At 69.8% G+C, this 16,864-nt stretch carries 14 protein-coding genes and 1 pseudogene; 6 read left to right on the forward strand and 9 right to left on the reverse strand.

Annotated features, from left to right (window positions below; translation table 11 throughout):
• The 4 genes and pseudogenes from GT045_RS13465 to GT045_RS13480 all read right to left on the reverse strand — a co-directional run.
• Positions 1 to 951, reverse strand: a pseudogene (locus tag GT045_RS13465) (hypothetical protein); the annotation flags it as partial.
• Between the two features lie 193 nt (positions 952 to 1,144).
• Positions 1,145 to 1,561, reverse strand: coding sequence for a DUF6113 family protein (locus GT045_RS13470; protein WP_161287199.1), 417 nt, complete (start codon positions 1,559 to 1,561; stop codon positions 1,145 to 1,147).
• A complete protein-coding gene (mshB, locus tag GT045_RS13475; RefSeq protein ID WP_161287200.1) occupies positions 1,558 to 2,412 on the reverse strand; it encodes an N-acetyl-1-D-myo-inositol-2-amino-2-deoxy-alpha-D-glucopyranoside deacetylase in 855 nt (284 codons plus the stop codon). Before mshB ends, GT045_RS13470 begins: the two co-directional genes overlap by 4 nt.
• A 78-nt stretch (positions 2,413 to 2,490) precedes the next feature.
• A complete protein-coding gene (locus tag GT045_RS13480; RefSeq protein WP_161287201.1) occupies positions 2,491 to 2,685 on the reverse strand; it encodes a hypothetical protein in 195 nt (64 codons plus the stop codon).
• A 170-nt stretch (positions 2,686 to 2,855) separates the two neighbouring features.
• Between GT045_RS13480 and GT045_RS13485 the strand changes: the two genes are divergently transcribed.
• Positions 2,856 to 4,985, forward strand: coding sequence for a prolyl oligopeptidase family serine peptidase (locus GT045_RS13485; protein ID WP_161334307.1), 2,130 nt, complete (start codon positions 2,856 to 2,858; stop codon positions 4,983 to 4,985).
• A 110-nt stretch (positions 4,986 to 5,095) separates the two neighbouring features.
• Here the strand turns inward: GT045_RS13485 and GT045_RS13490 are convergent, their stop codons facing one another.
• From GT045_RS13490 to GT045_RS13510, 5 genes are read right to left on the reverse strand one after another with little or no spacing between them, the layout of a single operon-like run.
• Positions 5,096 to 6,163, reverse strand: a complete 1,068-nt coding sequence (locus GT045_RS13490) for a dipeptide ABC transporter ATP-binding protein (protein ID WP_161334308.1) — start codon at positions 6,161 to 6,163, stop codon at positions 5,096 to 5,098.
• On the reverse strand, positions 6,156 to 7,130 hold the full coding sequence (locus GT045_RS13495; RefSeq protein ID WP_161287204.1) for an ABC transporter ATP-binding protein: 975 nt from the start codon (positions 7,128 to 7,130) through the stop codon (positions 6,156 to 6,158). Before GT045_RS13495 ends, GT045_RS13490 begins: the two co-directional genes overlap by 8 nt.
• Before the next feature lie 7 nt (positions 7,131 to 7,137).
• Positions 7,138 to 8,118 (reverse strand): ABC transporter permease, encoded by a 981-nt coding sequence (locus tag GT045_RS13500; RefSeq protein WP_161287205.1) that lies wholly within the window; start codon positions 8,116 to 8,118, stop codon positions 7,138 to 7,140.
• On the reverse strand, positions 8,111 to 9,031 hold the full coding sequence (locus GT045_RS13505) for an ABC transporter permease (RefSeq protein WP_161287206.1): 921 nt from the start codon (positions 9,029 to 9,031) through the stop codon (positions 8,111 to 8,113). Before GT045_RS13505 ends, GT045_RS13500 begins: the two co-directional genes overlap by 8 nt.
• Before the next feature lie 6 nt (positions 9,032 to 9,037).
• Entirely contained in the window at positions 9,038 to 10,666 is a 1,629-nt protein-coding gene (locus GT045_RS13510; protein WP_161287207.1) for an ABC transporter substrate-binding protein, read from the reverse strand.
• A gap of 467 nt (positions 10,667 to 11,133) precedes the next feature.
• Here GT045_RS13510 and GT045_RS13515 point away from each other — a divergent pair, with 467 nt between their 5' ends.
• The 5 genes from GT045_RS13515 to GT045_RS13535 all read left to right on the forward strand — a co-directional run.
• Positions 11,134 to 12,162 carry an ABC transporter permease gene (locus GT045_RS13515; RefSeq protein ID WP_161287208.1) on the forward strand — a complete coding sequence of 343 codons (1,029 nt, stop codon included), beginning with the start codon at positions 11,134 to 11,136 and terminating at the stop codon, positions 12,160 to 12,162.
• Between the two features lie 79 nt (positions 12,163 to 12,241).
• Entirely contained in the window at positions 12,242 to 14,023 is a 1,782-nt protein-coding gene (locus GT045_RS13520; protein WP_161287209.1) for an ABC transporter substrate-binding protein, read from the forward strand.
• Positions 14,024 to 14,110: 87 nt separating this feature from the next.
• Positions 14,111 to 15,091, forward strand: coding sequence for an ABC transporter permease (locus GT045_RS13525; protein WP_161334309.1), 981 nt, complete (start codon positions 14,111 to 14,113; stop codon positions 15,089 to 15,091).
• A 10-nt stretch (positions 15,092 to 15,101) separates the two neighbouring features.
• On the forward strand, positions 15,102 to 16,127 hold the full coding sequence (locus tag GT045_RS13530) for an ABC transporter ATP-binding protein (RefSeq protein ID WP_161287211.1): 1,026 nt from the start codon (positions 15,102 to 15,104) through the stop codon (positions 16,125 to 16,127).
• Between the two features lie 26 nt (positions 16,128 to 16,153).
• Positions 16,154 to 16,864, forward strand: a 711-nt coding sequence (locus GT045_RS13535; RefSeq protein ID WP_161334310.1) for a dipeptide/oligopeptide/nickel ABC transporter ATP-binding protein, incomplete at its 3' end; no start/stop codon positions are given.

Here is a 16,864-nt window from a genome sequence, read left to right on the forward strand (position 1 = left end):
GGGGCCGTCGAAGCCGCTGACGCCGCCGGGGCCGCCGTGGCCGTGGGCGCCGCCCGCGGGCACGCCGTAGCCGTCGTGGCCGTTCGGGGCCGCCGTGCCGGAGCCGAAGCCGTTGCCGTCGTCCTGGCCGGGCTCCGAGAAGTACGGCAGGTCGTCCCGGCGGGGCTCGTCGGAGCCCGGGGAGCCGGGGCGGGAGCCGCCGCCCAGCGGGCCCGCGGTCAGCACCTCGGTCACGTCGAAGGAGCCGGTGCCGCCGCCGTGTCCCGGGGCGACGGGGCCGCCGGTGGCGCCGGGCAGGCCCTTGCCGTTGGTGCCGCCGGAGCGGGAGCCGCCCGGCACGCTCATGGAACCGACCACACCACCCGGACGGCCGCCGGGACCGCCGCCACCCGGACGGCCGCCACCGGGGCGCGCGCCGGTGGTACCGGCCGCGCCGGACGCACCGGGACCACCCTTACGGGGGCTCACCGCGCCGGCGGAGGGGGCCGAAGGAGCGGAACCGCCGGGCTGCCCGGCGCCGTTCGTCCCGCCCGCGCCCGGACCGCCCTTGGGGGCACCGGACTTGCGGGGCGCGAACCAGTCGCTCGTCCTCTCCTCCGCCTGGGCCGCGGGCTCGGCAGGGGCCTCGGCGGTGCCGGCGGAGGCGGCGGGCGTCCGGTCGGCCGCAGGCCGGGGCTCGGTGGCGGGCGCCTCGTCGGCGGTGCCCTCGCCCTCCGCGACGGGCGTGCGCATGACGACCGGCGGGATGGGCCGGGACCCGGGGATGTTGATCCGGATCCGGGTCGTCAGCGTGGTCTCGGTCTTCTTCTCCTCCGGCCGCGTGCCCGGACGGCCGGCGCCGGTGCCGTCTTCGGGAGCCATGGGGGTCCCGTACGGCGGCGTGCCGGAGGGGTATGCGGCTCCCCCGCGCCCGTCGGGCCCGGAGGACGGAGTGTCAGTTTCACGACTCAAGGCAGGTTCTCCCGGTTGGCTCCGCCGCCCGTTTCGACCTCAGCTGGGGGTACCCCCTGTTCGAGCGCAGTCGAGAACTTGGGGGAGGCTCGGCGGCGCGCACCACCATACTGGCCGCTTCTGGCGCTTATCCCATGACCGCTGAGGAAACCCACACGGGACTCGCACGCGTGCCGCACGGCGAAGTGGTACGTCACTTGTCAAGTCGGGCGGGACCGGCGGGGGGTTGCCGTCCGGCGCCGACGGTGGCACAGATCACAGCGAGGGCCATCCCGCCGAGCAGGAAGAGGTACGAGCCGCCGCCCGCCCCGAACAGGAAGTCGCCTTCCGGGCGCGTGGTGGTGAGCAGGACGACTGCGACGATCCAGCCGGCCGCCGGGGCGACGGCCCCGCTGCGGCCGCCGGTGGCGTACGCCCCGCCGAGGAAGAGCCCGGCGGCACCCGCGAGGGCGAGCAGCAGCCCGCCGGGGAACCACGCGGGCTGCACCAGGGCCCCGGCGAGGCCCGTGACCGCGCCGAGCAGCAGCAGTCCGACGTGGGCCGCGGCCCGCCCGGGGGTGGGCGCGCGCAGCGGCTGGGCGAGCAGCGAGCCCGGTCCGCCGTCGCTCATGACGCCTCCTCGACACCGGCGAACAGGTCGGTCTCCCCGCGCTGTCCCGTCCCGCGCACCAACTCGTAGTACTCGGTCGTGAACAGCGGCTGGGCGAGGTCGTTGGAGAGCGCGAAGTACGGCTCGGCCACCTCGATCTGGGTGGCGTGGGCGCGCATCGCGGCGGCCTTGGCGGCGGCGTGCGCGGTGCCGTCGATCGTGGTGGTGATCCGCTCGTCGTCGACCACACCGGGTACGTCGTCCACCGCGGCGCTCTTTTCGAACGGCAGTGCGGGCAGCTCGTCCTGGAGGCGGGCGAAGGCGGCTTCGGCGACGGAGCGCGGGACGCGGTTCCAGTACACCTTGGCGATCCGGTGGCCGCGTTCGGCCGCGAGGTCGGCCGCGCGCATGGCGATGCGGTGGGCCTGGACGTGGTCCGGGTGGCCGTAGCCGCCGTTGTCGTCGTACGTGACGAGGACCTGCGGGCGGACCTCCAGGATCACCTCGGCGAGCCGGCCGGCCGCCTCGTCCGGATCGGCCTGCCAGAGGCAGCCGGGGTCGTCGTTGTCGGGCAGGCCCGTCATCCCCGAGTCGCCGTACCGCCCGGCGCCGCCGAGCAGCCGGCCGTCGGTGACGCCGAGCGCGGCCAGGGCCGCGGCCAGCTCGCCGCGCCGGTGCGCGCCGAGCGCGGGACCGCTCAGATGCCGCAGCTCCGGCGGAATGACCTCGCCGCGCTCGCCCAGGGTGCAGGTGACCAGGGTCACGTGGGCACCCTCGGCCGCGTACTTGGCCATGGTCGCGCCGTTGTTGATCGACTCGTCGTCCGGGTGCGCGTGCACCAGGAGCAGACGCCGGGCTGGCAGTTCCGTCATGAGGTCAGCCTATGAGGCGGCCGCCCGGTTCGCCGAACCCCGCCCGGCCGCCCCCGTCGCCGGGCGGGTCGCGGGGCGTCAGAACTTGATGCTGCCGATCATGCTGGCGACGTTGGTCGTCAGCTCGCTGATCGTGGGAGCGACGGTCGAGGAGGCGAGATAGAAACCGAGCAGAACGCAGACGACGGCATGGCCACCCTTCAGGCCCGACTTCTTGATCAACAAGAAGACGATGATCGCCAGCAGCACCACCGCCGAAATCGAGAGTGCCACGGCGGCTCACCTCCAAAGATCCCAGGGACGGGTTCTAGATCAGTTGAGCAAATCCATGCAGACGCCAGCAGGTTCATACCCACGGTGCGGTAGTGATCATAACTATCCGTACGCGCGCATCGCTCGGCGCACGGCCGCACAAGGGGGCGCATGGCCAATATGGTCGGGGTATGACGACCGAGGCTGACTCCTTCCCCCGTCGGCACGCCCGGACCCAGCGGTTCACGCTCGGCGCGCCGCGCGCGTTCACCGTGGCGCCCGACGGTTCGCGTGTGGCTTTCCTGCGTTCCGGATCCGGCACCGACCGGGCCAACTCCCTGTGGGTGCTGGACCTTGCGGACGGCACCGAGCGCCCGGCGGCCGATCCGGGCACGCTCCTCCAGGGCGCCCGCGAAGAGCTTTCCGCCGAGGAGCGGGCCCGCCGGGAGCGCAGCCGGGAGGGCGGCGCCGGCATCGTCGGCTATGCCACCGACGGCGCCCTGGAGTTGGCCTCTTTCGCCTTGTCAGGGCGGCTCTTCACGGCGGAGCTGCGCGCCGGGACGACGCGTGAACTCCGCGTCCCGGGGCCGGTGGTCGACCCGCGCCCCTCCCCTGACGGCCGGCACGTCGCGTACGTGTCGCGGGGCGGGCTGCGCGTGGTGGGTGCCGAGGGGGAAGGCGACCGGGCGCTGGCCGAGCCGGAGTCGGCGGGGATCGGCTATGGTCTCGCCGAGTTCGTCGCGGCCGAGGAGATGGCGCGCTCTCGGGGGTTCTGGTGGTCGCCGCGGTCGGACCGGCTGCTCGTCGCGCGCGTGGACGACACGCCGGTCCAGCAGTGGTGGATCTCGGACCCGGCCCGCCCCGACCGTGAGCCCAACAGCATCGGGTACCCCGCGGCGGGCACACCGAACGCGGACGTGCGGCTGTTCGTCGTCGGCCTGGACGGGGAGCGCACGGAGGTCGCATGGGACCGGTCCCGGTATCCGTACCTGGCGCGTGTGCACTGGTCAGAGGCGGGCGCACCATTGATCCTCGTCCAGGCCCGGGACCAGCGCAGCCAGTTGTACCTGGCGGTGGACCCGGAGACGGGGGCCACCCGGATGGTGCACGCCGACGAAGATCCAACTTGGCTTGAACTGTTCGCCGGCGTGCCCTGCTGGAGCCCGTCGGGGCAGCTCGTCCGGATCGCGGACGAGGGCGGCGCACGCGTGCTCGCGGTCGGCGAACGGCCGCTGACCAGCGCGCAGTTGCACATCCGTGCGGTCCTGGACGTGGGTGCGGACGACGTACTCGTCTCCGCCTCGGCGGGCACGGAGGCACCGGCGCCGGAGATCGGCGAAGTCCATGTGTACCGGGTGAACGAACTGGGCGTGGAACGGCTGTCCCAGGAGCCCGGTGTGCACACGGCGGTACGCGCCGGGGGTGTGACCGTCCTGGTGTCCGCGGCACTGGACAGGCCGGGCGCCCGTGTCCAGGTGCTGCGTGACGGAAAAGTGACGTCAACTGTCCGGTCGTACGCCGAAGATCCTGGTTTGTCCCCGCGGGTGACGCTCACCGAGGGGGGCGCACGACAAATTCCGTGCGCCGTGCTTATGCCGCGGGACTACCACGGGGACACTCCCCTGCCGGTTCTGCTCGACCCCTACGGCGGCCCGCACGGGCAGCGGGTGGTGGCCGCGCACAACGCCCACCTCACCTCCCAGTGGTTCGCCGACCAGGGCTTCGCGGTGATCGTCGCCGACGGCCGGGGCACCCCGGGCCGCTCGCCCGGCTGGGAGAAGGAGATCCGGGACGACCTGGCCGCCGTGGTGGTCCAGGACCAGGTGGACGCCCTGCACGCGCTCGCCGGGCGGTACCCGCTGGACCTGGACCGGGTCGCGATCCGGGGCTGGTCCTTCGGCGGCTACCTGGCGGCGCTCGCGGTGCTGCGCCGGCCGGACGTCTTCCACGCGGCGGTGGTCGGCGCCCCGGTCACCGACCTGCGGCTGTACGACACCCACTACCAGGAGCGCTACCTCGGCCTCCCGGACGAGCGGCCGGAGGTCTACCGCCGCAACTCGGTGATCGACGACGAGGGCCTGGTCGACCCGGCCGAGCCGCACCGCCCGATGATGGTCGTCCACGGGCTGGCGGACGACAACGTGGTCGTCGCCCACTCCCTGCGGCTGTCCTCCGCCCTGCTGGCCGCCGGCCGCCCGCACGAGGTGCTGCCGCTGTCCGGGGTGACCCACATGACCCCGCAGGAGACGGTCGCGGAGAACCTGCTCCGCCTCCAGCTGGACTTCCTGCGGCGTTCGCTGCCCCCGGCCGCGCGGTCCTGAACCTCGTTAACGCGCAGGCAACTTCGCGGAAGCGGTACCGATATACGGACACGGGAATCTGAACTCCGTACGGCCGTGCGGGTGCCGTGGACGGGCCGGGGTGCACCATGTCACCCCGGCCCGTCGCCGTGCGGGCGCGGCTCCCGTGGCGGGGCGGGCGCGACCGGCACGGCCTCCTCCGCGAAGTGGCACGCCGAGGCATGGGCCGCGGGGCCGTCCGGGGCCCGGAAGGCCGCGGGCACCGCCAGCACCGGCACCTCGCGCGCGCACCGGGGCTGCGCCTTCCAGCAGCGGGTGCGGAACCGGCAGCCGGAGGGGATGTCCGTCGGCGAGGGCACGTCCCCGGTGAGGATGATCCGCTCGCGGCGGTCCCGCGCCTCCGGGTCGGGCACGGGCACCGCGGAGAGCAGCGCCTGGGTGTAGGGGTGCGTGGCGTGGTCGTAGATCTCGGCGTCCCGCCCGATCTCCACGATCCGGCCCAGGTACATGACCCCGACCCGGTCCGAGATGTGCCGGACGATCGACAGGTCGTGCGCGATGAAGACGTAGGACAGCCCGAACTCCGACTGGAGCCGGTCCATCAGGTTGATCACCTGGGCCTGTACCGACACGTCCAGCGCGGACACCGGTTCGTCGGCGACGATGACCTCGGGCCGCAGCGCCAGCCCCCGGGCGATGCCGATGCGCTGGCGCTGGCCCCCGGAGAACTGGTGGGGGTAGCGGTTGACGTACTCCGGGTCCAGACCGACCACGTCCAGCAGTTCCTGGACCCTGCGGCGCCGGTCGCCCCTGGGGGCCACCTCGGGGTGGATGTCGTACGGCTCCCCGATGATGTCGCCGACCGTCATGCGCGGGTTGAGCGAGGTGTACGGGTCCTGGAAGACCATCTGGATGTTGCGGCGCACGGCCTTCAGGGCCCTGCCCGACAGCCTGGTGATGTCCTCACCCCTGAACCGGATGGCACCGGCCGTGGGGCGCTCCAGGCTGCACAGCAGTCTCGCGACCGTCGACTTGCCGCAGCCCGACTCGCCCACGACGCCCAGGGTCTCGCCCCGGCCGAGGGTGAAGTCGACGCCGTCGACCGCCTTCACCGCGCCGACCTGCTTCTTGAACAGCACGCCCCGGGTCAGCGGGTAGTGCTTGACGAGGCCGGTCACTTCGAGGACCGGTTCAGCCATCGAGGCACTCCCTCCAGAAGTGGCAGGCACTGCCCCTGCTCCCGGACACCGTGTACAGCGGGGGTTCGTCCGTGCGGCACACGTCCCGGGCCATCGGGCAGCGCGGGTGGAAGGCGCAGCCCGGCGGGACGCGCAGGAGGCTGGGCGGCAGCCCCTTGATGGCGTACAGCTCCTGCCCCTTGCGGTCCAGGCGGGGGACGGAGTCGAGCAGACCGCGGGTGTAGGGGTGGGCCGGGGCCTTGTAGAGGTCGCGCACGGGCGCCGATTCGACGATCTTCCCGGCGTACATCACCGCGATCCGGTCGGCGACGTCCGCGACCACCCCCAGGTCGTGGGTGATCAGGACCAGCCCCATGCGGTACTCGCGCTGCAACTCCGCGAGCAGTTCCATGACCTGGGCCTGGACCGTGACGTCCAGGGCGGTGGTGGGCTCGTCGGCGATGATCAGCGCCGGTTCCAGGGCCAGCGCCATGGCGATCATGATGCGCTGGCGCATGCCGCCGGAGAACTGGTGGGGATAGTCCCGCACCCGCTGCGCCGCCGCCGGGATGCGCACCCGCTCCATCAGCTCGACGGCCCTGGCCCGCGCCTGTTTCCTGGACGCCCCCCGGTGCACGACGAACATCTCCGCCAGCTGGTCCCCCACGGACAGGACCGGGTTGAGGGCGGACAGCGCGTCCTGGAAGATCATCGCCATGCCGGCGCCCCGGATCCTGCGCCGCTCCCGTTCCCTCATCCGCAGCAGGTCCTGCCCCTGGAACAGGATGCGCCCGCCGGTGATCCGGCCCGGCGGCATGTCCAGGATGCCCATCACGGCCTGCGCCGTCACCGACTTGCCGGAGCCGGACTCGCCGAGGACGGCCAGCGTCTCGCCCGCGTCGACCGCGTAGCTCACCCCGTTGACGGCGTGGGCGGCACCCTCCCGGGTCCGGAACTCCACGTGCAGGTCCCGCACTTCGAGCAGCACGGCGCCATCACCTCAGTTTCGGGTCGAGGGCGTCGCGGACCGCGTCGCCGAGCATGATGAAGGCCAGGACCGTGACGGCGAGGGCGCCCGCGGGCCACAGCAGGGCGTGCGGGGCGTTGCGGATGAACGGGGAGGCGGCGGAGATGTCGATGCCCCAGGAGACGCTGGGCGGCTTCAGGCCGACGCCGAGGTAGGACAGCGTGGCCTCCAGGGCGATGTACGTGCCGAGCGCGATGGTCGCGACGACGATGACGGGCGCCACCGCGTTCGGGGCGATGTGCCGGAGCAGGATGCGGGAGTCGGAGGCGCCCAGGGCACGGGCGGCCTGGACGTAGTCGTTCTGCTTGGCGGTGATGACCGCGCCACGGGCGATCCGGGAGATCTGCGGCCAGCCGAGCAGCACCATGAACCCGACGACCGGCCAGACCGTATTGGAGGTCACGACGGAGAGGAGGACGAGACCGCCGAGGACGACCGGGATGGCGAAGAAGACGTCGGTGACGCGGGAGAGGACCGAGTCCCAGAGGCCGCCGTAGTAGCCCGCCAGCCCGCCGAGCACCGACCCGAACAGGGCCACCCCGAGCGTGGCGCACAGGCCGACCGTGACGGACGTACGGGCGCCGTAGACGGTGCGGGTGTAGACGTTGCAGCCCTGGCCGTCGTAGCCGAAGGGGGCGCCCGGTGCGGGGCCGTCCTGGGACTTGGCCAGGTCGCACGTCAGGGGGCTGCCGGAGGCGATCGCCGAGGGCCACAGGGAGATGACGACGAGGAAGACGATGACCAGCGCGGAGAGCAGGAAGACCGGGTTGCGGCGCAGGTCCCGCCAGGCGTCGGACCACAGGGACCGGGGTCTGCCGGCCGGTCCGGTGCCCTCGGGCCCGCCGGGCGTCCGCTCCAGCGACACCGCCTCGCTCGCGCCGAGGTCCATCGCGCCGCCCATACCGGTGCCGGCGATCGCGCCCTCGGGCTCGTACGGCTGCTCAGGCATAGCGGATCCTCGGGTCGAGTACGGCGTAGAGCAGGTCCACGAGCAGGTTGGCGACCAGGAAGACCAGCACGAGCACGGTCACGAAGCCGACCACCGTCTGGGTGTTCTGGCGCAGGATGCCCTGGTAGAGCTGGTAGCCGACGCCGTGGATGTTGAAGATCCGCTCGGTGACGATCGCGCCGCCCATCAGCGCGCCGACGTCGGTGCCGATGAAGGTGACCACGGGGATCAGGGAGTTGCGCAGCAGGTGCCGGGTGATGACCCGGCGCCGGGGCAGGCCCTTGGCGATCGCCGTGCGGACGTAGTCGGACCGCTTGTTCTCCGCGATGGAGGTGCGGGTCAGCCGGGTGACGTAGGCCAGGGAGACGGAGGCGAGGACCAGGCCGGGCACGATCAGCTCGCCGAAGGTGCCGTAGCGGACCGAGGGTCTGATCCACCCCCACCTGATGCCGAGCAGCAGTTGCAGCAGCAGACCGGTGACGAAGGTCGGCACGGAGATCACGACCAGGGTGGCCAGGAGCACCCCGGTGTCGACGGGCCGGCCGCGCCGCAGTCCGGTCACCACGCCCAGCGTGATGCCGATGACGATCTCGAAGAGGACGGCCACGACGGTGAGCCGGACGGTGACGGGGAAGGCGGTCGCCATCAGTTCGGTGACCGGCTGGCCGTTGAAGGCCGTACCGAAGTCGCCGGTGAAGACCTTCGCCATGTAGGTGAGGTACTGCTGCCACAGCGGCTTGTCGAGGCCGAACTCCCGCTTCAGCTGCGCCGCGGTCGCCGGGTCGCAGGCCCGCTCCCCGCACAGGCCCGCGACGGGGTCGCCCATCACGTTCACCATCAGGAAGATCAGCAGCGTGGCCCCGACGAACACCGGGACCATCTGCAGCAGCCGCCGGACGACGTAGCGTCCCATGCCGGCTCAGCCGACCTTGATCTCGTTGTAGACCGGCACGCTGAACGGGTTGAGCGCCACGTGGGAGAGCCGGTCGGAGTAGCCGGCGTTGCCGTTCTGGTACCACAGCGGGATGGCGGCCATGTTGTCCCGGACGACCTTCTCGGCCTGCTGGAAGCCGGCGACCGACCTGGCGGTGTCCGTCTCGGCGTTGGCCCGGTTCACCAGGCGGTCGAAGTCCTTGTCGGACCACTTGCCGTCGTTGGAGGAGGCGCCGGTGTAGTAGAGCGGCTGGAGGAAGTTCTGGATGAGCGGGTAGTCCATCTGCCAGCCCGCCCGGAAGGGGCCGGTCATCTTGTGCGCTCCGAGCTGGTTGCGGAAGTCGGCGAAGGTGCCGACCGGGTTGCCGACGCACGCCTTGTCGTCGCCGACGGCGTTGTTGATGGAGTTGCACACGGCGTCCACCCACTGCTTGTGCGAGCCCGTGTCCGCGTTGTACGTGATCTTGACCTGGCCGCCGGGGATGCCGCCGCCCTCCTTGATCAGGGCCTTGGCACGGACGGGGTCGTACTCGCACGCCCTGCCGCACAGGCCGGCCTTGAAGCCGCCGGCGGCGCCGAGCACCGGGGAGGTCCAGTCGGTGGCCGGGGTCCGGGTGCCGCGGAAGATCGTGTCCGTGATCTGCCTGCGGTCGATGGCCATGGACAGGCCGGTGCGGACCTTGGCCGAGCCCGGCCTGTTCCACGCCTTGTCGTAGTAGGGGAAGGCGAGGGTCTGGATGATGCCCGCCGGGGTGTTGAGGTAGCGGTCGCCGAGGTCGCCCTCGACGTTCTTCAGCTGCGCGGCGGGGATGTCGTCGGCGAGGTCGAGGTTGCCCGCCAGGAGGTCGGTGTAGGCGGTGTTGCTGTCGGTGTAGACCATGAGGGTCACGCCGTCGTTGCGGGCCTTGTCCGGACCGGGGTAGCCGTCCCACTTCCTCAGGTACATCTGCGAGCCCCTCGTATAGGACTCGATGGTGTAGGGGCCGTTGCCGACCGGCTTCTTCACCCACGCGGCGTGGTCGGTGAAGAAGGAGCGGGGCAGCGGGGCGAAGGCCGCGTAGCCGAGGGTGTCGGGGAAGCCGGAGAACTTCTGGTTGAGCTTCACGGTGAAGGTGCGGTCGTCGACCACCTTCAGTCCGGACAGGGTGTCGGCGCGCTGGCCGCCGCTGTCGGGGTGGACCTTGTCGTATCCGTCGATGTAGCCGAAGAAGTAGGCGTTCTTCTGGTTGTTGCGCAGGCTCGCCCCGTAGTTCCAGGCGTCCACGAAGGAGTGGGCGGTGACCTTCTCGCCGTCGGAGAAGGTCCAGCCGTCCCTGAGCGTGACGGTGAAGTTCCGGGAGTCCTTCGTCCGGACGGACCGGGCCAGCCAGTCCTGGGCCCGGCCGGTCCTGGGGTCGTACTTCTTCAGTCCCCGGAAGATCATGTCGAGGACCTTGCCGCCCTGCACCTCGTTGGTGTTGGCCGGCTCCAGCGGGTTCTGCGGGTCGCCCCAGGAGGAGCTGAGCACGGCGCCGCCGTTGCCGCCGCCGGCGGCTCCGCCGACCCCGCAGCCCGCGGCCACGAGCACTGTCGCCAGCGCACCGGCGGCCCATCGGGCGTGCGTGATGCCACGCATGGCGTCCCTCCTCCGTGAGCCGTGATCGCTTACCGGTCGATAACGACACATACCGCGCACAGCTCACACGCACTGCCCGATTGGGCGGCCTTTAGAGGGACACGTCATCCGAATGCAGGCACCGGACGCCGGGCACACTGATGATCTTGACCGTCCGGCGCAATAGATCTTCGTGTAACGATGCCGAAACGTTGGATTGGGCCGTTCCGATGTACGCATTTCGACACTCCACCGTCCGCATATCGAACTCGTTGCCCGTTTCGCGCAGTTGGTCCGATGTGAAGCACGGATTGGTTACAGCGCGCTACCCGCGTAGCTACGGAACGGTCAAGTGAGGGCAAAAAAGGTAAAGAGAAAACCAAGGCGGTCGAGAATTTATTGACCTTGAATGAATTGCGTTGAAAAAGTCCGGCGTAGCCCGTAGGGGAGCGCCCTGCGGAGCCTTGACCCACAAGGCACGGAGCATCATGACCCCCGCAACCCCTTCCCCGGCCGCCCCACTTGAGGTGACCGACGAAGACACCGCCGCAACGGCGAAGCTCGGCACCCCCAAGGGCACCGAAAGCCGCTCTCCGGGACGGCTGGCCTGGATCCGCTTCAAGCGGGACAGGACGGGCGTCATATCCGCCTTCGTGGTGATCTTCTTCTTCGTCGCGGGCATCCTGGCGCCGCTCATAGCCAAGCTGTACGGCAAGGACCCGTACACCACCTACGGCATGAACATCCCGGGCCTGTTGAACGAGTTCAACTTCCCGATCAAGGCCAACGGCGGCATCAGCTCGGACTTCTGGTTCGGCATCGAGCCGCAGCTCGGCCGGGACGTCTTCACCTTCCTGCTCTACGGCATCCGCAACTCGCTGCTGATCGCGACCGCCGCGGCCCTGCTGACGACCCTGCTCGGCGTCGTCGTCGGCATCACCGCCGGCTACCTCGGAGGCAAGACGGACTACTTCGTCGGCCGCGTGACCGACATCCTGCTGGCCTTCCCGCAGACCCTCTTCTTCATCGCCTTCTGGCCGGTGGTCATGGCGATCTTCGTGTCGCCGGAGGAGAACACGCCAGTCTGGCTGACCGTGACCAGCCTCATCCTCGTGATGACGGCCTTCGGCTGGGCCTCCATCGCCCGTCTGCTGCGCGGCGAGGTCCTCGCCCTGCGCGAGCGGGAGTTCGTCGAGGCGGCCAAGATCACCGGCGCCTCCCCGGCGCGGATCATCTTCAAGGAACTGCTGCCCAACCTGTGGACGCCGATCCTCATCCAGGCGACGCTGCTCCTCCCGGCCTACGTGACGGCCGAGGCGGGTCTCGCCTTCGTCGGCGTCGGCCTCACGGACCCCACCCCCGACTGGGGCGTGATGATCCAGAACGGCGCCAAGTTCTACCAGGACGACATCACCTTCATGCTCTTCCCGGGTCTGACGATGGTGATCTTCGTGGTCGCCTTCAACCTTCTCGGTGACTCGGTCCGTGACGCCCTGGACCCCAAGACCAAACGCTGAGTACCACCCCCGGCCGCGGCGACGGGGCCCTGCCGGGGCTTCCAGCACCACTTCGTTCCTCCACCAGAACAGGCCAGCCATGTCCTTTTCCCGCAGAAACTTCTTGATCGCAACCTCTGTCGCGGCCGCGGGCTCGACGGTGCTGTCCGCCTGCAGCAGCGGTGACTCGGGCGGTAGCGGTTCCCGGAACACCGGCGCCACGGAGTACACCGGCGCCAAGGTCACCATCGGCACCGCGTCCGACTCCACCGGTCCGGCCCCGGAGATCGCCGGTGCCAAGACGGGCGGCACGATCTACGGTCTGGCCCCGGACGACTTCTCGCACCTCGACCCGCAGCGCATCTACTACGCGTACAACTCCACCGTCGCGCTGCTGCTGCACCGCTGCCTGACCGGTTACAAGATCGACTCCAGCGGCAAGCAGAAGCTCGTCGGCGACCTCGCCACCGACGCCGGCAAGGCCTCCGACGACAACAAGACCTGGACCTTCACGCTGAAGGAGGGTCTGAAGTGGGAGGACGGCAGCGAGCTGACCGTCGACGACGTCCGCCACGGCTTCGAGCGCTCCTGGGCGACGTTCGTCACCGAGGGCGCCGACTACGCCCAGCGCGCGCTGACCGGCAAGGGCGGCAAGTGGCGTGACGGCTACCCCGGCCCGTACGGCGGCAAGCACCTGGACTCGATCGTCACCGACAAGGCGAAGCGGACGATCACCTTCAAGCTGGCCGAGTCGAAGCCGGACTTCAACTTCACCCTGGCCATGCACTCCTACGCCGCCGTGCCGGTGAAGATGGACACCAAGGAGAAGTACGACAAGAAGCCGGTCGCCTGCGGTCCCTACAAGATCAAGGCGCACACCACCGACAAGTCGATGGTGCTGATCCGGAACAAGAACTGGGACCCGAAGACCGACTCGATCCGCAACGCCTACCCGGACGGCTTCGAGTTCCACTTCGGTGTCGAGACGCTGGACGGCGTCGACCGCCTCATCGCCTCCCAGGGCAACGACGCCTACGGTGTCTCCATCTACAAGGGCGTCCCGGCCGAGCGCATCCAGAAGGTCCTCACCGACCCGGACCTGAAGAAGCGCACCTTCAACGGTCTGCTCACCGGTACGTACTTCTACTGGATCAACACCAAGCGCATCACCGACCTGAAGGTCCGCCAGGCCCTCATCCACGCCTGGCCGCTGCAGCAGATCCGGCAGATCTACGGCGGCCCGTCCGCCGGCGACTTCGCCACCTCGGTCCTCAGCCCCGACATCATCGGCTACCAGAAGACCGACCCGTACAACAAGTCGAAGAAGCCGCAGGGCGACCCCGAGGCCGCGAAGAAGCTGCTGAAGGAGGCCGGCAAGCTCGGCCAGAAGGTCGTCTACGCCTTCCCGCAGGACCCGACCTACAACAAGACCAAGGTCGTCATCGAGAACGCCCTGAAGGCGGCCGGCTTCACCCCGGTCATCAAGCCGGTCGACTCGACGTCGTACTACGACCAGGTCCAGCAGATCGACAACAGCTACGACGTGATGTGGGGCGGCTGGTCCCCGGACTGGCCGACCGCCTACACGATGATCCAGCCGCTGCTCGACGGTGACGCCATCGGCAACGGCAAGAACAACGTCTCGCAGACGGACGTCGACTGGATCAACGAGGGCATCAAGCAGAACGCGATCATCCCCGACCAGATGAAGGCCGGCAAGGCCTGGGCCGCGCTCGACAAGCGGATCATGGAGGAGGTCGCCCCGATGATCCCCGAGACGTACCAGCGTCGCTTCTACGTCTACGGAAACAAGGTCGGCGGCGCCCAGTTCGACCCGAACTTCTCCGCGACCCTGCTGTACAAGACCTTCGTCAAGGCCTGACGAACGGCCCCCTAGGCGGGGCGGCCCGGATGCCGCCCCGCCGTTTCACCCCCCCCCTACGGCATCCGTCAGGAAATCCCAACTGCCATGTTCCGCTTCCTCGTCCGCCGGATCCTCGGCGCCGCGGTGATTCTGCTGATCATCAGCGCCCTGGTGTTCGTCCTGTTCTACGCCGCTCCGCGCGACCCCGCCCGCATCGCGTGCGGCAAGGTCTGCACGCAAGAGACCCTGGAACTGGTGAAGAAGAACCTGGCGATCTCCGACCCGCTCCCCGTGCAGTACTGGGAATGGCTCAAGGGGCTGTTCGTAGGGCGGGACTACAGTTCGTTCGGTCACTGCGACGCGCCGTGCCTGGGCTTCTCGTTCCAGAGCCGCGAGCCGGTGCTGGACACCATCCTGGACCGCTTCCCCACCACGATCTCCCTGTCCCTCGGCAGCGCCGTGGTCTTCCTGATCTTCGGTGTCGGCACCGGCATGCTGGCCGCCGTCAAGCAGGGCAAGGCCCTGGACAAGATCGCCAGCTCCGCCTCGCTGATCGCGTCCTCGATGCAGATCTACGTCGTCGGCGTCTTCGCCACCTACCTCTTCGTCGACCAGCTGCATCTGCTGGACCGGGCCAGCTACACACCGTTCACGGACAACCCGGGCCAGTGGTTCTCCGGCCTGCTGGTTCCGTGGCTGGTGCTGTCGCTGATCTTCACCGCCAACTACACGCGTATGACGCGCTCCCAGATGGTCGAGTCGCTCAGCCAGGACTACGTGCGCACCGCCCGCGCCAAGGGCCTGTCCCGCCGCACGGTGTTCTTCCGGTTCGCCTGGCGCGGTGCGATGGGACCGATCGTCACGATCTTCGGTCTCGACCTCGGTGTGCTGCTCGGCGGCGCCATCATCACCGAGTCGACCTTCAGCCTCCAGGGCCTCGGCATGCTCTCGGTGAAGGCGGTCGGCACCAACGACCTGCCCATGCTGCTGGGCGTCGTCATGGTGGCCGCCGGCGCGATCGTCGTCTTCAACATCATCGTGGACGCCGTGTACGCCATGATCGACCCGCGCGTGCGCCTCGCTTAAGGAGAGACCCATGAGCACCCCCTTCCTCTCCGTCCGCGACCTCAAGGTCCACTTCTCCACCGAGGACGGCATCGTCAAGGCCGTCGACGGGCTCTCCTTCGACCTGGAGAAGGGCAAGACCCTCGGCATCGTCGGCGAGTCCGGCTCGGGCAAGTCCGTCACCAACATGGCGGTCCTGGGCCTGCACGACCGGCGCAACACCGCCCTCGACGGCGAGATCCTGCTCGACGACAAAGAGCTGATCACCGCCACCGAGAAGGAGCTGGAGCGGCTCCGCGGCAACAAGATGTCGATGATCTTCCAGGACGCCCTGGCCTCGCTGTCGCCGTACCACACCATCGGTGCGCAGATCGCCGAGACGTACCGCAAGCACACCGGCTGCTCCAAGAAGGACGCCCGGGTGCGCGCGATCGAGATGCTCCGCAGGGTCGGCATCCCGCAGCCGGACGCGCGGGTGGACGACTACCCGCACCAGTTCTCCGGCGGTATGCGCCAGCGCGCGATGATCGCCATGGCACTGGTCTGCGACCCCGAGCTGCTGATCGCCGACGAGCCGACCACGGCCCTCGACGTGACGGTCCAGGCGCAGATCATGGACCTCCTGAAGGACCTCCAGCAGGAGTTCGGCACCGCGATCATCTTCATCACCCACGACCTGGGCGTCATCGCGGACATCGCGGACGACGTGCTGGTGATGTACGGCGGCCGGTGCGTGGAGCGCGGGACGAAGCAGGAAGTGCTCCGGACCCCGCAGCACCCGTACACCGTGGGTCTGCTCAGCTCGATGCCCAGCCTGGACGGTCCGGTCGACGTACCGCTGTCGCCGATCCCCGGTTCACCGCCCTCCCTGCTCAACCCGCCGTCCGGCTGCCGCTTCCACCCGCGGTGCGCGTTCGCCGACCAGGTGGCCGGCGGGCGCTGCTCCAGCGAGCGGCCGGTGCTGGACATCGTCGACGGACGGGGCGCCGCCTGCCACCTGACGCCGGAGCAGAAGAGCGAGTTGTTCTCCGACCACGCCGCGGCCCGCAGCCACTGACGGACTTCAGACGGGACTTCACCACCATGAGCAGCACCACCCCCCTCCTGGACGTCTCCGGGCTCACCAAGCACTTCCCGATCAAGGGCGGCTTCCCGATCAAGCGGACGGTCGGCGCCGTGCAGGCCGTCGACGGGCTGGACTTCCAGGTCGCCGAGGGCGAGAGCCTCGGTCTGGTCGGCGAGTCCGGCTGCGGCAAGTCGACCACGGGCCGGCTCATCACCCGCCTGCTGGAGCCCACCGGCGGCAAGGTCACCTACCGGGGCCAGGACATCACGCATGCCGGGCGCAAGCAGCTGGCGCCGATCCGCTCCGAGATCCAGATGATCTTCCAGGACCCCTACGCCTCGCTGAACCCGCGGCAGACGGTCGGCAAGATCATCTCCGGGCCGATGGAGATCAACGGCATCAACCCGCCCGGCGGCCGGGAGAGCCGCGTCCGGGAACTGCTGGAGATCGTCGGCCTCAACCCCGAGCACTACAACCGGTTCCCGCACGAGTTCTCCGGCGGCCAGCGCCAGCGCATCGGCGTCGCCCGGGCCCTGGCCCTGGAACCGAAGCTGATCGTGGCCGACGAACCGGTCTCCGCCCTGGACGTCTCCATCCAGGCCCAGGTCGTCAACCTGCTCCAGAAGGTGCAGCGGGAACTCGGCATCGCGTTCGTCTTCATCGCCCACGACCTCGCGATCGTCCGGCACTTCTCGCAGCGCGTCGCGGTCATGTACCTCGGCAAGATC

Origin of the sequence: Streptomyces sp. SID486 (genome assembly GCF_009865385.1) — a bacterium.
In the GTDB taxonomy this organism is placed as follows: Bacteria; Actinomycetota; Actinomycetes; order Streptomycetales; family Streptomycetaceae; genus Streptomyces.

Excerpts from the sequence above, each read along its gene's own strand:
- GT045_RS13505 (WP_161287206.1), bottom strand. The coding sequence starts at position 9,031 with ATGGGACGCTACGTCGTCCGGCGGCTGCTGCAGATGGTCCCGGTGTTC.
- mshB (WP_161287200.1), bottom strand. The coding sequence starts at position 2,412 with ATGACGGAACTGCCAGCCCGGCGTCTGCTCCTGGTGCACGCGCACCCG.
- GT045_RS13485 (WP_161334307.1), top strand. The coding sequence starts at position 2,856 with ATGACGACCGAGGCTGACTCCTTCCCCCGTCGGCACGCCCGGACCCAG.
- GT045_RS13520 (WP_161287209.1), top strand. The coding sequence starts at position 12,242 with ATGTCCTTTTCCCGCAGAAACTTCTTGATCGCAACCTCTGTCGCGGCC.
- GT045_RS13510 (WP_161287207.1), bottom strand. The coding sequence starts at position 10,666 with ATGCGTGGCATCACGCACGCCCGATGGGCCGCCGGTGCGCTGGCGACA.
- GT045_RS13530 (WP_161287211.1), top strand. The coding sequence starts at position 15,102 with ATGAGCACCCCCTTCCTCTCCGTCCGCGACCTCAAGGTCCACTTCTCC.
- GT045_RS13515 (WP_161287208.1), top strand. The coding sequence starts at position 11,134 with ATGACCCCCGCAACCCCTTCCCCGGCCGCCCCACTTGAGGTGACCGAC.
- GT045_RS13525 (WP_161334309.1), top strand. The coding sequence starts at position 14,111 with ATGTTCCGCTTCCTCGTCCGCCGGATCCTCGGCGCCGCGGTGATTCTG.
- GT045_RS13500 (WP_161287205.1), bottom strand. The coding sequence starts at position 8,118 with ATGCCTGAGCAGCCGTACGAGCCCGAGGGCGCGATCGCCGGCACCGGT.
- GT045_RS13490 (WP_161334308.1), bottom strand. The coding sequence starts at position 6,163 with ATGGCTGAACCGGTCCTCGAAGTGACCGGCCTCGTCAAGCACTACCCG.
- GT045_RS13470 (WP_161287199.1), bottom strand. The coding sequence starts at position 1,561 with ATGAGCGACGGCGGACCGGGCTCGCTGCTCGCCCAGCCGCTGCGCGCG.